Source organism: Bosea sp. NBC_00550 (genome assembly GCF_026020075.1).
Taxonomy (GTDB): domain Bacteria; phylum Pseudomonadota; class Alphaproteobacteria; order Rhizobiales; family Beijerinckiaceae; genus Allobosea.
Genome location: NZ_CP102772.1, coordinates 5,480,909 through 5,496,182, shown reverse-complemented (window position 1 = coordinate 5,496,182; position 15,274 = coordinate 5,480,909). Strand labels below are relative to the sequence as shown.

Below are 15,274 nucleotides of genomic sequence, written 5' to 3'. Positions count from 1 at the left end.
CGATGGTGAACCTGTTCGATATCATGCAATCGGCCCAGAACGGGCAGGCGATGCAGAACCTCGCCCGACAGTACGGGCTGAACATGCAGCAGACCCAGGCCGCGCTCGACGCGCTGCTTCCGGCTTTCTCGATGGGGCTGCAGCGGCAGACGCACGACCCCTACGCCTTCGGCTCGCTGGCGCAGATGATGACGGCCTCGCCCTATGCCCGCTTCTTCGAGGCGGCCGGCGGCGGCATTCCATCGGGCGCGCAGACGGCCGGCAACAACGTGCTGAGCCAGCTCTTCGGCTCCCCCGAGGTCAGCCAGGCCATCGCCGTGCAGGCGGCCGCGACCAGCGGCGTCAGCCAGGCGATCCTGAAGCAGATGCTCCCGATCATCGCCTCGATGCTGATGGGCGGTCTGTTCAAGTCGACCAGCAATCAAGGTCTCGGCGGCATTCTCGGCCAGTTCGCCGAGATGATGCGCGGCCAGATGCCGGGGATGCAGCCCCCGCCGCCGCAGCCTCAGGCGCCCGTCAATCCGTTCGACGCGATCCTGAAGGGCATGTTCGGCCAGGCTGCCGGCCCGCCGCAGGCCAATCCCCAGCCGACGCCGACCGATCCGTTCGGCGGCGCGTTCGGCCAGATCCTCGGCGGCATGTTCGGCGGTGCGGCCCCTGAGCCTGATCCGGCTCCCGCGCCACGGAGCGCCCCGCCCCGGCGCGCGCCCGCTCCGCCCGCGCCCGAACCGGACGATGCGCCGCTCTCGTCTTCGGCCGCCGGACCCGGCTCGATCGGTCTCGACGCACTCAACCAGATGTTCGAGCACGGCCGCCAGATTCAGGACGATCACCAGAACGCGCTGAAGTCGATCCTGGATGCCATGCTCGGCGGCGGCCAGGGGCGCCGCTGAGGTCGCCCGGGCGTGCGGCCGGACTCTTCCGTCCGGCCCGGCTTGCTGAAGTGAGGGCTCAGGCGCGCAGGCGCTGATCCCAGCCGTCATCGCCTTGCGGCGAGGCCATCGTGGCTGCGATGCCGCGCAGCGCCGTGACATCATCGCGCGTCCGGAAGCTGGCGACGAGATCGTTGAGGCGCTCGATCTGGTTGGCGAGCGCCGTCGCGGAAGCCGCGCTCTCCTCGGCCAGCGCCGCATTCTGCTGGGTCATCTCGTCCATATGGGCGACGGCCTGGCTCATCTCGTCGATGCCGTGCGACTGCTCCGTCGCAGCGGCGGAAATCTCCGAGACCGTCGCGGACACCTTCCGCGAGGCATCGACGATGCGTTCCAGCGCGGCGCCCGCCGAACGGACGAGACCGACGCCCTGCGCCACCTCCGCCCCGGATTCGGTGATCAGCGTGGTGATGTCCTTGGCAGCCTCGCCCGAGCGCTGGGCGAGCGTCCGCACCTCCGAGGCGACGACCGCGAAGCCCTTGCCCGCGTCGCCGGCGCGTGCGGCCTCGACCGCGGCGTTAAGCGCCAGAAGATTGGTCTGGAAGGCGATCTCGTCGATCACCGTGGTGATGTCGGAGATCTTGCGGGAGGCCGCCTCGATGCGCGCCATGGCATCGACAGCATCCTGAACGATGGCGCCGCCCTTGCGGGCAACGTCCATCGCCTCGTCGGCGAGCGCCACCGCCTGATGGGAAGACTGGGCGGACGCCTTGACGGAGGCAGCGAGCTGCTCGGTGGTCGCAGCCGTCTCCTCGAGCGACGAGGCCTGCTCCTCGGTGCGCTTGGACAGGTCGTCGGCGCCGGTGTTGATCTCCAGCGCCGTATTGCTGACGTCGCCGGATGTCGCCTGGATCGTGCGGATCGTCTCGGCCAGATGGCCGACCGCGAGATTGAAGTCGTCGCGCAGCTTCTCGTATTCCGCCGCCAGCTCGGCATCGATGCGGCACGTCAGGTCGCCCCGCGACAGCCGGTCGAGCCCTTCGGCAAGGGCCTCCATCACCTGGCGCTGCTCGGCGGCGAGGCGATCCTGCTCATGCGAGCGGGCGGCGCGCTCCTGCTCGATGATGCGTCGCTCGGCCTCAGAAGCGTCGCGGCTCTCCGCCGTCTCGGCTTCGAGGCGCTGCACGGCAAGGCCGTTCTCCTTGAAGACCTGCACGGTCCGCGCCATCGCGCCGAGCTCGTCGCGCCGCACCTGGCCGTCGATCTCGACCGCATAGTTGCCGGCCGCAAGGTCCGCCATCCGCTCCTTGAGCTGGTCGAGCGGCTTGGTGATGGACTGCCGGGCGAGCAGCATCGCGCCGGCAAGGCCGAGCAAGGTGCCGACGAGGGTCAACACCAGCATCAGCCAGTCGAGCTGCTGCGCCTCGGCATCGAGCACGTGTGCGGCCGTCAGCGTATCGCCCTTGATCTCGCCGTTGAGCTTCACGGCGTCGGCGATGATCGTTCCGAAGGCCCGGTCCAACTCAGACATCACCGAGAGCGCCGGCAGGTCCTCGTCGCGCGAAGCCTGCTTGGTCACGTCGTCGATCTTGGACTTGAGCTCGGTGATCCGACGCGCCAGCCCGTCGAACTCGGCATGCTTCTCGGGGAAGCTGATCTTGGCGTTGGTGAGCTGCTGCAGCGCGAGATCGTAGCCCTTGCGGACATCCTCGATGCTCGTGGCGTTCTGCTTCATGAATTCGGGATAGGCGATCGCCTTGTAGAGATCGCGCAGGATGTAGCTCGTCGCCAGGGTCGACTGGGCCGAGCCGAGGATCGCAGTGGCGCGTTGGTCGATCAGGTCCGAATAGGTCTTCTGGATACGGGCGTATTCGTTGCCGGCGTAGATCGCGGTGCCCAACCCGATCAGGCCCATCGCGATGAGCGGGATCGCGATCTTCGTGCGAATCCGCATGTCCTTCAGGCGCAATGACAGTTTCATGCCGACAGCCCACGTTCAACGCGGCCGCCAGCATGGCGGCACCCGCGGGCAGATTTCCGTCAGAATGGTGAAATTTACGTTATTCGGCGAAGGAAACCGTCAACCAAGGCATAAAAAAGGGCGGAAGCACGAAGCTCCCGCCCGCAGGGACGCTGGCGCCAAGGGGTCAGGCGCAGCGTGCAACCGCTAGATCGATGTTGGCCGCCCGTTTCGGGTGGGCCGGCGCATGGAGAAGCGCGTGCTCACGGCGGGCCGCGGCCGTGTCCGTCAGCGCCTGCGAACGATCCGCGAGGACGGCCGACGGGTCCTTGAACCACGGCGTCGCCAGCGCACCGGCGATATCGGAGCGCACGAGCCCGATGTCCTTGAGACCGCGCTCGTCGAGCTCGGCGAGGCGCATCACCTCGCGACGGTGGATGACGGCGCGAACGAATTGGGCAATCCCGCCGAAACCCACCGTGGCAATGCGCGTGATCCCAACCGAAACGGACGAGAGCGACTTCGCGGCAATGGTCATGAGCAGCATGACGGCCTCCTGGGGCGGACGGGTGAAAGGATGGTTCGGCATCTCCTCCCGGTCCGGACTCACCATTGACTGGGGGAACTCGGAGATTACGAAGACCATATCGAGGCTCTGGTCATCAGCCAAACGAATGGTTATGATGTCTCGCAACACTGAAATTGATGAACAGTGGATGGGGATCGCCAATGGCCCATGTGCTCGATGCCGATCAGCTCAAGACCTTTGTCGCCATCGCCGATACCGGCTCCTTCACCCGCGCCGCCGAGATCGTCTTCAAGACGCAGTCGGCGGTCTCGATGCAGATGAAGCGGCTCGAGGAGCGTGTCGGCCGCCCCCTGTTCGGGCGTGACGGTCGCCACGCCAAGCTGACGGAAGATGGCGAGCGCCTGCTCGATTATGCCCGCCGCATCGTCCGGCTGAACCTCGAATGCGTCGCCTCCTTCGCCGATGCCGACCTCAAGGGCCGCATTCGCCTCGGCGTGCCCGACGACTATGCCGACCGCTATCTGCCGGAGATCCTCGCCCGCTTCGCCCATTCGAACCCGCGCGCCGAGGTCACGGTCGTCTGCGAGCCGACCCCGATGCTGGCCGAGCGGATCGCGACCGGCGACATCGACCTCGCCATCATCACCCATGTCGAGAGCCGCGGTCAGGGCGAGATCATCCGGATCGAGCCGTTGCTCTGGGTCACCTCGGCACGCCATGGCGTCCATGAGGAGGATCCGTTGCCGCTGGCGCTGGGGCGGCCGACCTGCAACTGGCGACAGGCCGCGGTGGATGCGCTGGAGTCGAAGGGACGCCGCTTCCGCGTGCTCTATGCCAGCTGGAACTCGACGGCTGTCGGCGCTGCGGTGCTGGCGGGGCTGGCGGTTTCGGTGCTGCCGGAAAGCGCCGTCAGGCCGGGCATGCGCATCCTCGGCCCGTCCGAGGGTTACGCCACCCTGCCCTCGTGCAAGATCGGGTTGCTGCGCACCCGTTTTGACCCGTCGGTGCTCTCGAACGCGCTGGCCGAGCACATCATCCAGAGCCTGGACAATCTGGCGAGCTTCAAGACGGCGGCGGAATAAGGCGAGGCCCCGATCGGCGGGCTATTTCCCGAGGCCGGGGACAACGCCCTCGAACAGTGTGTTGAGGCGCGTGCCGATCAGCGTGACGGCACCGAGGATGACGATCGAAACCAGGCTGGCGATAAAAGCGTACTCGATCGACGTGGCGCCACGCTCGTCGCTCAAGAACCCCGCAAAGCTGGCGCCGATCTGCTTCATGCCGTTAGGTTATGCATGAAGTTTCCGCCAACTCGTTAATTTCGCCGGCAGAATGCGCCGGAAATCACGATTCCGGCGTGAGCCTGCGTGTCGAGCTAAAGGCTCAGCTCGGTCATGACCGGCTCGACCTTGCCGTTCCAGGCAGAGCGGAAGCGCTCCTCCAGGCGTTCTGCGAGACTTTGGCGGCGCGCCACGATCTCATGCACAGGCGCCAGGAAGACGCTCTCGTCCTGGCCCGCAGCGTTCCGGCTGGCGCGCCGGACGAGACCGGCGCGCGAGAGTTCGACCACCTCGGCCGCGATCTCGCTCAGCTTGCGGCCCGCGATCGTCGCGGCAAGCCCTTTCTTGGGAACGGCATCGCGGAGCGCCTGGCGCTCTTCCGCGCTCCAGCCCTTCACGATGTCCCAGGCGGCATCGAGGGCCGATTGGTCGTAGAGCAGCCCCACCCAGAACGCCGGCAGCGCGGTCAGCATGTCGGCGGGGCCGGCATCGGCGCCACGCATCTCGAGGAAGCGCTTCAGCCTGACTTCCGGGAACAGCGTCGAGAGATGATTGGCCCAGTCCGAGATGGTCGCACGCTCGCCCGGCAATTGCGGCAGCTTCCCGGCCAGCAGATCGCGGAAAGAGGCGCCGGCCACGTCATGATAGATATCGCCGCGCTTGACGAAATACATGGGCACATCGAGCGCCCAGTCGACATAACCCTCGTAGGACATGCCCTCGTCGAAGGCGAAGGCGATCATGCCCGAGCGCGCATTGTCGGTATCTCGCCAGATCTCGGAGCGCATCGACTGGAAGCCGTTGAGCCTGCGCTCGAGGAAGGGCGAGGAAGCGAACAGCGCCGTCGCCAACGGCTGCAGGGCGAGCGAGACACGGAGCTTGCGCACCATGTCGGCCTCGGTGGCGAAGTCGAGATTGACCTGCACCGTGCAGGTCCGGAACATCATGTCGAGGCCGTGCGTGCCGACCTTCGGCATGTAGTTCGCCATGATCTTGTAGCGGCCCTTGGGCATCATCGGCGTTTCGGCACGCGTCCAGAGCGGAGATGCGCCCAGCGCCGTGAAGGCGATGCCATGGGGGGCAGCGACGGCGTTCACGTCGGCGATATGCGCAGCGAGTTCGCTCTGCGTTTCATGCAGCGTGGCCAGGGGTGCGCCCGACAATTCGAACTGGCCGCCCGGCTCCAGCGAGATCGCGCCGCCGCCATCAGGGCCGGCGAGGCCGATGATGTTGCCGGCATCGAGGATCGGCTCCCAGCCGAGGCGCTGCTGCATGCCTTCCAGCAGCGCACGGATGCCGCCGGCTCCGGCGCGCCCCTCATAGGGAACGGGCGCGAGATCGCTGCGGTAGAACGGGAACTTCTCGTGCTCGGTGCCGATCCGGAAAGCGGATTCCGGTTTCTCGCCGGCTGCGATCCAGGAGACCAGTTCATCCTTCGAACCGATCGGGGTCGAATCGGACACGTCGCGAGCCATGGGTGCTCCGGCAGAACAGACATGAAGGACCAGCAGCTCGCCGACGGAAGCCGGGGGCAGCAGGTGCGGGAGGACACACATAGGCGAGCACAGAACGCTCGACAACGACCCGGTCCTTGCATTCGCGAAAGGCCGTCCGGCGCTGACAGCAGGCCTCGGAGTTGCCGGCAAGCCGTTCAGCAGGCGCGAAGCAGGCCCTGCGCTGTCTCTTCACCGCGCTCCACGCCCTCAACGCGGCGGGTTTCGGCGGCGATCCAATCGACCGTCGCGGCCAGTGCCGCCTGGTCGCCATCGCGCTGGCGGGCCTCTTCATGTATCGCGAGCTGCCGGTCGGCGCTGGTGCCGTCGCGAGCGATGACACCGCACCGCGCCAGCTCGGCCTCGCAGCCGAGCGCCGAGGCATCCTCCGCCAAGCGGCCAATCCAGCCTTCCACGATATCCGCGACCGGGCGCATGCCGGTGCCCGCGCCATCGATGAAGCCGCCATGGATACCGTAGCGCTGCGCCCGCCAGAAGTTCTCCAGCGCGATGCCGCGCGTCGCCGGCGCCGGCCTCGCATTCACCGCCGGGTTGCGCAGGAGATAGCGGACGAGGCAGCGATAGAGCGCGGCGATCGCAAGCGTGTCCTCGAGGCTGGTGCAGCTGTCGGCGATGCGCAGCTCCAGCGTGGGATGGCGCATCGAGGGCCGCATGGCCCACCAGATGTAGCTCTCGTCCTTGATCGCGCCGGAATTCACCAGCGCGGCGATATAGGACCGATACTCGTCCGGCTCGACGAAGAGTTCCGGCAATCCGGTGCGCGGCAACTCGGCATAGGCGGCGAGGCGATAGCCCATCAGCCCGGTGCGCCGCCCCTGCCAAAAGGGGGATGAGGTCGAGAGCGCCAGTAACAGCGGCAGATACGGCATGATCCGCGCCATCAGCCGGATACGCTCGTCCTCATCGGGCACTTCGACATGCACATGCAGCCCGCAGAGCTGGTTGCGGCGGCCGATCATCTGCAGTTCCTGCATCAGGCGATCGTAGCGGGCGGCCTCGGTGACGCGCTGCCGCGACCAGATTGCGCTGGGATGCGTGCCGGAAGCCAGCAGCAGCAGGCCGTGCCGTCCGGCAATATCCGCAAGCCCTGAACGGAGCCTTGCGAGCGCCGATCGGGCTTCCGCCATCGTGGTGCAGATCGCGGTCGCGACTTCGATCTGCGATTGCAGCATCTCCCGCTGTACTTCATCCGGAAAGGCTTTTTGCGCATCGTCGATGAAGGCGGGCGGCACCTTGCGCACGGCGCCACGGCTCGCGGCATCCGCCAGAAAATACTCTTCCTCGATTCCGAAGCGCTGCGCAGCCATCAATCCGTCCCGATCGGTTTCATCACACGGGGACGCAGTCGGCCCTTGTCCGGCAGCCACGCATGCCCCGCCTGATGAACGTCGCAGGGGCGCCGGCGTTCCGCTCAGCGCCGGGACCAGTCCCCGAGCGTGGCCTGGACAACGGCGAGCGCGGCGACCGCCGCGGTATCGGCGCGCAGGATGCGCGGGCCGAGCGAGATCGGCAGGGTGTTCGGCCGAGACCTGATCAACTGCCGTTCGGCCTCGTCGAAACCGCCCTCCGGTCCGATCAGAACCGCCAGCGGCGCCCGTTCCCGCTCCGCCAATGCCGCTATGGGACTAACCTCCCCCGCGGCCTCGTCGCAGAAGATCAGCAGCCGCTCCTGCGCCAGAGAAGCGAGAGCGGCCTGCAGCGGCAGTTCGGGCTCGACGGAGGGCAGGCTCAGGATTCCGCATTGCTCCGCCGCCTCGATGGCATTGGCGCGCATGCGGTCGAGGTTGAGACGCGAAACCTGCGTGCGCCGGGTGATGACCGGCTGGAGGACGCTCGCCCCCATCTCGACCGCCTTCTGCGCCATATAATCGAGGCGGGCATGCTTCAGCGGTGCGAAGAGACAGTGCAGATCCCCCGCAGGCGGCTGCGGCTTCACCTGTTTGACGAGGGCGAGCGTCGCCTGCTTGCGTCCCTCTGGCACGACGCTCGCCAGCCATTCTCCGTCGCGGCCGTTGAAGACGAGCACCGTCTCGCCCGCCTTGAAGCGCAGGACGTTGAGCAGATAGTTCGCCTGCTCGCGCTCCAGCGGAAGCGCCACACCCGGTACCAAGGCTCCATCGATGAAGAGCCGATGGCGGGCGAAATCTGGGACGGACATGTGGGCAGGCGTCTCCGCAAAAGGGTAGAGCTGTTGAGAGCGGCGTGAAAAACGCCACAATCATCGATTAGCAGCGAGCTACTTCCGACATACGAAGAGTAGACTCGCTAGGGTCGTTCGCGTTAACAGCGCCCTGCTGTTAAGGACATATTTAAAGATCGGCCAGACCCGGCCGGCAAGCTGGAGAGGAACATCATGCGGCGCAGGATGGCATCAGGCGTAGTCGCGACGGTCGGCCTCGCCGTGGCTTCGTTCTTGTCCGCCGCACCCGCCAGCGCCCAGGTTTCCGGCTGCGAGCAGATCCAGAAGCTGCTCGTAGAGCGCCAGACGATCGTCGCCCGGCTCCAGGCTTCCCAGAAGGCCAAGAAGAAGATGACGCCGCAGGAAGCCTGCAGCACCTTCGGCCGGCTGGCGAACAACGGCGAGTCGGCCATCAAGTTCGCCACTGCGAACCAGGATTGGTGCCAGATCCCGCCTTCCTTCATCGACGGCATGAAGACCGACAATCAGAAAGTTCTGACGTTCCGCGGCCAGGCCTGCAATGCGGTCAAACAGCAGGCCGTGATGCAGCGGCGGGCCCAGCAGCAGGCGCAGGGCGCGAATCCGTTCGGCGGCGCCGATTCGATCACGAGTGGCACCGGCGGTGGGCTGCGCGTTCCGCAGGGCGCGCTCTAACCGGCGAGCCCGATCATGCCGGAGCCGGCACCGCTCCACGCCACTCCCGGAACTGACACCGTCCTGCCCGACGCGCTCAAAGGGCATTGGGTCGATACGTGGGCGCCACGTGCGACCCGTCCCTTTCTGAAGCTCGCCCGTATCGAGCGGCCGATCGGCTGGTGGCTCCTGCTGCTGCCGTGCTGGTGGGCGGCGGGGCTCGCCGCGATCGCCGCCGGCCGGCCCTATCCCGATTCCTGGCACAGCCTGCTCTTCCTGATCGGCGCGGTCCTGATGCGCGGAGCCGGCTGCACCTTCAACGACATCATCGATCGGAAGCTCGATGCCGAGGTGGCGCGTACGCGCGGCCGGCCGCTGCCGTCCGGGCAGGTGACGGCCAAGGCAGCCGCGCTGTTCATGATCGCGTTGTCGCTCGGCGGGCTTGCCGTGCTGCTGCAGTTCAACCGCTTCACGATCCTGCTCGGCATCGGCTCGCTGGCGATCGTCGCGGTCTATCCCTTCATGAAGCGGATCACGAACATGCCCCAGTTCGTGCTCGGCCTCGCCTTCTCATGGGGCGGACTCATGGGCTGGAGCGCCGTCTTCGGACAGCTCGATCCGCCGGCCTATCTGATCTACGCGGCAGCGATCGCCTGGACGGTCGGCTACGACACGATCTATGCGATGCAGGACATCGAGGACGACGTCATCGCCGGCATCAAGTCGAGCGCCCGCTATTTCGGCGATCATACGCGCGAGGCCGTGGCACTCTGCTTCGGGCTGGCGGTGTCGCTCACGGGTATCGCGATCTGGCTCGTCGGTGGCGGTGCCTTCGCCTGGCTCGGGCTCGCCGCCTTCGCCGCTCATCTCGGCCGGCAGGTCACGCGCCTTGCGGGCGCGAGCTCGCCCGAGGCCCTGGTGCTGTTCCGCTCGAACCGCAATGCCGGGCTGCTGCTGGCCGGCGGGCTGGCGCTTGACACGATCAGCCGGGCGCTGCTGGCAAGTTAATCCGTCAGCCTGTCGCCGGAAACGATCACCGGCAACTCCGCGATCCGTCCGGTCTTGCGACGCGTCAGGAAACGCGGGCGACGGCCATTGAGCAGGCCGTGGCGACGCCTGATCCGCACCGGGCCCAGCGCGACGCGGCCGATCTGCGGGAAGGGTTCGCTCACCACGCCGTCAGCAGTTTCGAGCAGCAGCGGCAAGCCGCTGGCGCGGCCGAAATCACGCCAGAGAGCGACGGCATCGGCCTCATCGGCACAGGCGACCACGATGGAGCGGCCATCGCCGGCCGTCAGCGCAAGCTCGAAACGGTCATCGTCACCCGCCGGGTTGGCGAGACGCAACGCGACCCCGCGCCAATTGGCCGAGCCGCGCAGGATTCGCACGGAAGCCAGGCGCTCGATCGCGGGCGCCGCCGGCCGGGCCGGCATCGGGTTGCTGGAAACGATCGCTGTGGTTGTCGAGCCGCCGAGGAGATGCGGCGCAAAGCCACCCTCCCCGGCAGCCGGCGTGACGCTGGCCATCGGTTATAACGCCTCTCTCAATCCCTGCTGCTACGGAGCCCTCTGTCGATGCCGGGGCTCTCGTGCTTGCCAGATGAGGATGGTCGCCAGCCGTGTCCGAGCGCTTAAGGGGTTGGGTTAAAGGATGGTGTTTTCGCCCCTGGCCGGGTCCATTGTGCTTGTTTCGGCGCTGATGCTTGACGGAATCTTTCGCAACCCGCCCGCATTTTCGGCTTGAAACCGCAACTTTCGCGACCGATACGAAGGGCATGAGTGCAATGACGCTACCGATCGCGGGCGAGCTGATGAAGGCAGCCTGCGAAAGCTGCCTGGAAGCCGGGGCCCTCGCACTGGATCTCTTCCGCCCGGGCGCGCAGACGGCGGCACGCACATGGTCCAAGAGTGGCGGCTCGCCGGTGACGGAGGCCGATATCGGCGTCGACACCTTCCTGCGCGTTCGCCTGTCGGCCCTGTTGCCGGAAGCTGCCTGGCTCTCCGAGGAGACGGTCGACGACGCCCTGCGCCTGTCGCACCGCTTCGTCTGGGTCGTCGATCCCATCGACGGCACGCGCGCCTTCATGAGCGGCTCGCCCGACTGGGCCGTCTGTGTCGCGCTGCTGGACGCCGGCGAGCCGGTGCTCGGCATCGTCCACGCCCCAGCCTGCGACGCGACTTATACGGCACTGCGGGGCGGCGGCGCGAAGCGCAGCGGCGACACCATCCAGACCTCGCCGGCCGGTAGCCTTGCCGGCGCAAGGATCGCCGGCCCCAAGCCGATGCTGGACGCGCTGGCGCAGTTCGAGCAGTTCGAGGCAGCCGCCAAGATCCCCTCGCTCGCGCTCAGGCTGACGCGCATCGCCGACGGCACGATCGACGCCGGGCTGATCTCGTCCGATGCACGCGACTGGGACCTCGCAGCGGCCGATCTCGTGTTGAGCGAGGCCGGCGGGCGGCTCAGCGACGCCACAGGAGGGGCTGTCGCCTATAACCGCCCCACTCCCGTGCATGGCATGCTGATTGCCAGCAATGGCGCGCTCGCCGCCCCGCTTCTGCATGCAGTCGGGCGGCTGCGCGACGGACAGACGCAGTCCGTCTGAGGCTTTTTTTGAAGGCTTGCCACCCGGCCCGCTCGCATGCGCAGCGCGGATGGCTTATGGGGGGCGCCAGAGCCCTGCAGGAGACACTGATGAGCGCGGAACCAGATCAGAAGCAGCTTCTCCATCTCGTCTTCGGCGGCGAGCTCGCCTCGCTGGAAGGCGTCACCTTCAAGGATCTGGCGAAGCTCGACATCGTCGGGATCTTCCCGAATTATGCCAGCGCCCACATGGCCTGGAAGGCCAAGGCCCAGCAAACGGTCGACCAGGCGCAGACGCGCTATTTCGTCGTGCATCTGCACCGCCTTCTCGACCCCGAAGCAACCAAGGCCTGAACCGGCACAGGATCTCGACGACACGCAGATGGGGTTTTCCCTCCTCAAGACGCGCGCGGCGCAGGAAACGCTCGGCCGATTGCTGGCCGGCTATCTGCGCCTCGTGCAGCGCACCAACAAGATCGTCTTCGAACCGGCGGACATCTATGACGATGTCCGGCCGGAGCTGCCCGTCATCTTCGCGATGTGGCACGGCCAGCACATCATGATCCCCTTCGCCCGGCCGGACTGGATGCCGGCCTGCTCGCTGGTCTCCCGCCATGGCGATGGCGGCTTCAACGCCGTGGCGCTGCGCGAACTGGGGATCGGCGCGATCCGCGGCTCCGGCGCGCTGGGCAAGAAGGTGCGCGAAAAGGGCGGCGCCAGCGCCTTCCTGGCGATGGTGCGCCGTCTGGCGGCGGGCGACACGATGGTGCTGACCGCCGATATCCCCAAGCGAGCCCGCATCGCCGGCCCCGGCATCATCGCTCTCGCGCGCGCTTCCGGCCGGCCGATCCGCGCCGTCGCGGTCGTCACCAGCCGCCGCATCGATTTCAACAGCTGGGACCGCGCCTCGATCGGCCTGCCCTTCGGACGCGGCGCGATCGTCGTCGGCGAACCGATCCTGGTCGCGCGCGATGCCGACGAGGCGACGCAGGAAGCAGCCCGCCTCGCCCTGCAGGCGAGCCTCGACGACGTCCATGCGCGGGCCTATGCGATCGTCGGCAGCCGCGATCCGGGCGCAGGCCTGCGTGAGCGGCAGCAGCCGGCCGGGGCGCCGGCATGAGCGGCAAGGGCGCGATCCTCAGGAGCTATCGCTACGCCACGGCCCTGCTTGAACCGGCCGCGGCCGGGCTGCTGCTGTGGCGCCGGCGGCGCGGCAAGGAGGATCCGGAGCGCCTGCCCGAACGCCGCGGCCATGCGGGGGTCAAGCGGCCGAACAAGCCCGTCGTCTGGCTGCATGGCGCCAGCGTCGGCGAGACGGTGACGCTGCTGCCGCTGATCGCCAAGCTGCAGAAGCGCGGCCTCGGCGTGCTGGTGACGTCCGGCACCGTCACTTCCGCCAAGCTCCTGGCGGCGCGGCTGCCCGCGGGCGTGATCCACCAGTACCTGCCGCTCGACGTGCCCCGCTACATGCGCCGCTTCCTCGATTACTGGCGGCCCGAGCTCTGCCTGATCTGCGAATCCGAGATCTGGCCCAATCTGCTGATCGAGGCGCAGCGCCGCACGATCCCGGTTGTCATGGTCAACGGGCGGATGTCCGAGCGCTCCTTCGCGCGCTGGTACAAGATGCCGAGGACCTCGCGCTTCCTGCTCTCCTGCTTCGAGGCGTGCCTCGCGCAGTCGCAGGGCGATGCGGAGCGGCTCGCCCAGCTCGGTGCGCCACGCGTCAGCGTCGCCGGCAACCTCAAATTCGATGTGCCGGCCCCGCCCGCCGAGCCGAACATGCTCGGGATCCTCGACGGCATGACGACCGGGCGCCCGGTCTGGATCGCCGCCAGCACGCATCCGGGCGAGGACGAACTCGTGCTCGCTGCCCATCTCGCGATCAAGCCCTATCTGCCGAAGCTCCTGACCATCATCGCGCCGCGCCATCCGCAGCGCGGCCCCGATATCGAGGCGCTGGCGCAGGCCAACGGCGTCGCCATGTCGCGCCGGGCCACCGGTGAGAACCCGGAGCGCGATGTCGAGCTCTATGTCGCCGACACCGTCAACGAACTCGGGCTGTTCTACCGGCTGTCGCAGGTCGCCTTCCTCGGCGGCTCGCTGGTCGAAGGCATCGGCGGGCACAACCCGATCGAGCCGGCCAAGCTCGGCTGCGCGCTGCTGCACGGCCCCTACGTCCACAACAATGCCGAGATCTTCGGGGCCTTCGACCAGGATGGCGGCTCGCGCTCCGTCGCCGATGCGCAGGCCCTGGCGGGTGCCGTGCATCGCTGGCTGAGCGACCCGGCAAGCGCGCGGCAGGCAGCGCGGGCGGCGGCGCAGACGGCGACTCAGCTCGGCGGCGCGCTCAACCGCACGCTCCATGCCATCGAGCCGCTGCTGATGCGCGTGGCGCTCGGGCAGCGCGACCCCACCTCCTGATGCTCAGCGCGCCACGCTTCTGGTGGCTGCCGAAGCCGACGCTCCCCGCCTGGCTGCTCTGGCCGCTCGGTTGGCTTTATGGCGCGATCACGCTGCGGCGCATGCGACGGACCGGCGCCGATCTCCCGATCCCGATCATCTGCGTCGGCAACTTCGTCGCCGGCGGCGCTGGCAAGACGCCGACGACGATCGCCATCGCGGAGCTGCTGAACCGGCGCGGCGAGACGCCGTTCGTGCTGATGCGCGGCTATGGCGGCCGGCTGGCTGGCCCCGTCGAGGTCGATCCCGACCATCATGCCGCCGCCGATGTCGGCGACGAGCCGATGCTGATGGCGCGCCATGCCCGCACCGTCATCGCCCGCGATCGGGTTGCCGGCGCGCGGCTGGCCCATGGGCTCGGCGCCAGCGTGATCGTCATGGACGACGGCTTGCAGAACCCCTCGCTCACGAAGCGCCTCAGGCTGGCGGTGGTCGATGGGCTTTCAGGCGCCGGCAACGGGCTCTGCCTGCCGGCCGGTCCACTGCGGGCGCCGCTCGCGGATCAGATCGATGAGGCCGACGCCGTGATCGTCATCGGCGAGGGCGAGGCCGGCCGGCAGGTTGCGGCCGCCGCCCGGTCCCACGGCCGGCCAGTTATTGCTGCCCGGCTGGAACCGCTGGGCACAGCGACCGAGCGGCTGAGGGGGCGAGACGTCCTGGCGCTTTCGGGAATCGGCCGGCCGGAGAAGTTCGCCGTCACGCTGCGGGAAGCCGGCGCCCTCATTGTCGCCGAGCGCTCCTTTGGCGATCACCATGCCTATACGGAAGGCGATATCGCCCAAGTCACGACCGAGGCGAAAAGGCGCGACGCGCTGATCGCCACCACGGAAAAGGACTGGACCAAGCTCGCGGCGCTCTGGCCGGAGACGGAGATCGATCGGATCGTCGTGGTGCCCGTCAAGCTCGTCTTCGCAGAACCGGACCGTGTCGAAAGCCTGCTCGCTGCCGCGTCAGGCGCGCCCGGCCCGGCGTAGCCTGAGCAGGACCGCTTCCGGCGAGGCGTAAGCCTCCTGCCATTCGATGGACCAGTAGCGCAGCTCCTCCAGGCGGATCGGCACGGACGTCACGGCGCAACGCACGAAGGCGCCGGGCTTCATCACGCGGAACTCGCCGGGGCCGTAATCGAGGACCGCCTCGGGCCCGCTCGGAGGAAGACGCTCGCTGATGTTCATCAAATTCGTATCAAATCATTGATCGGGAAACGGAAAACCGGAATACTCCAGAGCTTGTGATAATCTTCTGGTCGGTGATGTCCAGTCTCAAGCGC

Annotated in this window: 17 protein-coding genes; 9 read left to right on the top strand and 8 right to left on the bottom strand. The window is 67.7% G+C overall.

Annotated features, from left to right (window positions below; genetic code table 11):
* The first annotated feature begins 2 nt into the window (after positions 1 to 2).
* A complete protein-coding gene (locus NWE53_RS26105) occupies positions 3 to 893 on the top strand; it encodes a DUF937 domain-containing protein (protein WP_265052202.1) in 891 nt (296 codons plus the stop codon).
* A 58-nt stretch (positions 894 to 951) separates the two neighbouring features.
* Here the strand turns inward: NWE53_RS26105 and NWE53_RS26100 are convergent, their stop codons facing one another.
* Complete coding sequence (locus NWE53_RS26100; RefSeq protein ID WP_265052201.1) at positions 952 to 2,853, bottom strand: methyl-accepting chemotaxis protein; 1,902 nt, start codon at positions 2,851 to 2,853, stop codon at positions 952 to 954.
* 166 nt (positions 2,854 to 3,019) lie between these two features.
* Entirely contained in the window at positions 3,020 to 3,379 is a 360-nt protein-coding gene (locus NWE53_RS26095; protein ID WP_265052200.1) for a DUF1127 domain-containing protein, read from the bottom strand.
* Positions 3,380 to 3,561: 182 nt separating this feature from the next.
* Between NWE53_RS26095 and NWE53_RS26090 the strand changes: the two genes are divergently transcribed.
* On the top strand, positions 3,562 to 4,443 hold the full coding sequence (locus tag NWE53_RS26090) for a LysR substrate-binding domain-containing protein (RefSeq protein WP_265052199.1): 882 nt from the start codon (positions 3,562 to 3,564) through the stop codon (positions 4,441 to 4,443).
* A gap of 21 nt (positions 4,444 to 4,464) precedes the next feature.
* On the opposite strand, the gene NWE53_RS26085 is transcribed toward NWE53_RS26090, so the two are convergent.
* From NWE53_RS26085 to NWE53_RS26070, 4 genes are all read right to left on the bottom strand, one after another.
* On the bottom strand, positions 4,465 to 4,641 hold the full coding sequence (locus tag NWE53_RS26085) for a Flp family type IVb pilin (RefSeq protein WP_265052198.1): 177 nt from the start codon (positions 4,639 to 4,641) through the stop codon (positions 4,465 to 4,467).
* 95 nt (positions 4,642 to 4,736) lie between these two features.
* On the bottom strand, positions 4,737 to 6,116 hold the full coding sequence (locus tag NWE53_RS26080) for a glutamate--cysteine ligase (protein ID WP_265052197.1): 1,380 nt from the start codon (positions 6,114 to 6,116) through the stop codon (positions 4,737 to 4,739).
* Positions 6,117 to 6,292: 176 nt separating this feature from the next.
* Entirely contained in the window at positions 6,293 to 7,465 is a 1,173-nt protein-coding gene (locus tag NWE53_RS26075) for a carboxylate-amine ligase (RefSeq protein ID WP_265052196.1), read from the bottom strand.
* A gap of 101 nt (positions 7,466 to 7,566) precedes the next feature.
* Positions 7,567 to 8,313, bottom strand: a complete 747-nt coding sequence (locus tag NWE53_RS26070) for a 16S rRNA (uracil(1498)-N(3))-methyltransferase (RefSeq protein ID WP_265052195.1) — start codon at positions 8,311 to 8,313, stop codon at positions 7,567 to 7,569.
* A 195-nt stretch (positions 8,314 to 8,508) separates the two neighbouring features.
* Between NWE53_RS26070 and NWE53_RS26065 the strand changes: the two genes are divergently transcribed.
* Entirely contained in the window at positions 8,509 to 8,988 is a 480-nt protein-coding gene (locus NWE53_RS26065) for a hypothetical protein (RefSeq protein WP_265052194.1), read from the top strand.
* 15 nt (positions 8,989 to 9,003) lie between these two features.
* A complete protein-coding gene (ubiA, locus tag NWE53_RS26060) occupies positions 9,004 to 9,975 on the top strand; it encodes a 4-hydroxybenzoate octaprenyltransferase (protein WP_265052193.1) in 972 nt (323 codons plus the stop codon).
* Here ubiA and NWE53_RS26055 read toward each other — a convergent pair.
* The gene (locus tag NWE53_RS26055) at positions 9,972 to 10,493 is read right to left on the bottom strand and encodes a DUF6101 family protein (RefSeq protein WP_265052192.1); all 522 of its coding nucleotides are present in this window, start codon (positions 10,491 to 10,493) and stop codon (positions 9,972 to 9,974) included. The genes ubiA and NWE53_RS26055 overlap by 4 nt on opposite strands.
* A 257-nt stretch (positions 10,494 to 10,750) precedes the next feature.
* On the opposite strand from NWE53_RS26055, the gene NWE53_RS26050 reads away from it, so the two are divergent.
* From NWE53_RS26050 to lpxK, 5 genes are all read left to right on the top strand, one after another.
* Positions 10,751 to 11,569 (top strand): 3'(2'),5'-bisphosphate nucleotidase CysQ, encoded by an 819-nt coding sequence (locus NWE53_RS26050; RefSeq protein WP_265055031.1) that lies wholly within the window; start codon positions 10,751 to 10,753, stop codon positions 11,567 to 11,569.
* Between the two features lie 89 nt (positions 11,570 to 11,658).
* Positions 11,659 to 11,901, top strand: coding sequence for a DUF4170 domain-containing protein (locus NWE53_RS26045; protein ID WP_265052191.1), 243 nt, complete (start codon positions 11,659 to 11,661; stop codon positions 11,899 to 11,901).
* Positions 11,902 to 11,929: 28 nt separating this feature from the next.
* Positions 11,930 to 12,667: a lysophospholipid acyltransferase family protein gene (locus NWE53_RS26040; protein ID WP_265052190.1), complete on the top strand. Its 738-nt coding sequence runs from the start codon at positions 11,930 to 11,932 to the stop codon at positions 12,665 to 12,667.
* The gene (locus NWE53_RS26035) at positions 12,664 to 13,968 is read left to right on the top strand and encodes a 3-deoxy-D-manno-octulosonic acid transferase (RefSeq protein WP_265052189.1); all 1,305 of its coding nucleotides are present in this window, start codon (positions 12,664 to 12,666) and stop codon (positions 13,966 to 13,968) included. Before NWE53_RS26040 ends, NWE53_RS26035 begins: the two co-directional genes overlap by 4 nt.
* Positions 13,968 to 14,981 (top strand): tetraacyldisaccharide 4'-kinase, encoded by a 1,014-nt coding sequence (gene lpxK, locus NWE53_RS26030; RefSeq protein WP_265052188.1) that lies wholly within the window; start codon positions 13,968 to 13,970, stop codon positions 14,979 to 14,981. Before NWE53_RS26035 ends, lpxK begins: the two co-directional genes overlap by 1 nt.
* On the opposite strand, the gene NWE53_RS26025 is transcribed toward lpxK, so the two are convergent.
* Complete coding sequence (locus tag NWE53_RS26025; protein WP_265052187.1) at positions 14,958 to 15,179, bottom strand: DUF2093 domain-containing protein; 222 nt, start codon at positions 15,177 to 15,179, stop codon at positions 14,958 to 14,960. The two genes, lpxK and NWE53_RS26025, sit on opposite strands and share 24 nt — an antisense overlap.
* Positions 15,180 to 15,274 lie beyond the last annotated feature (95 nt).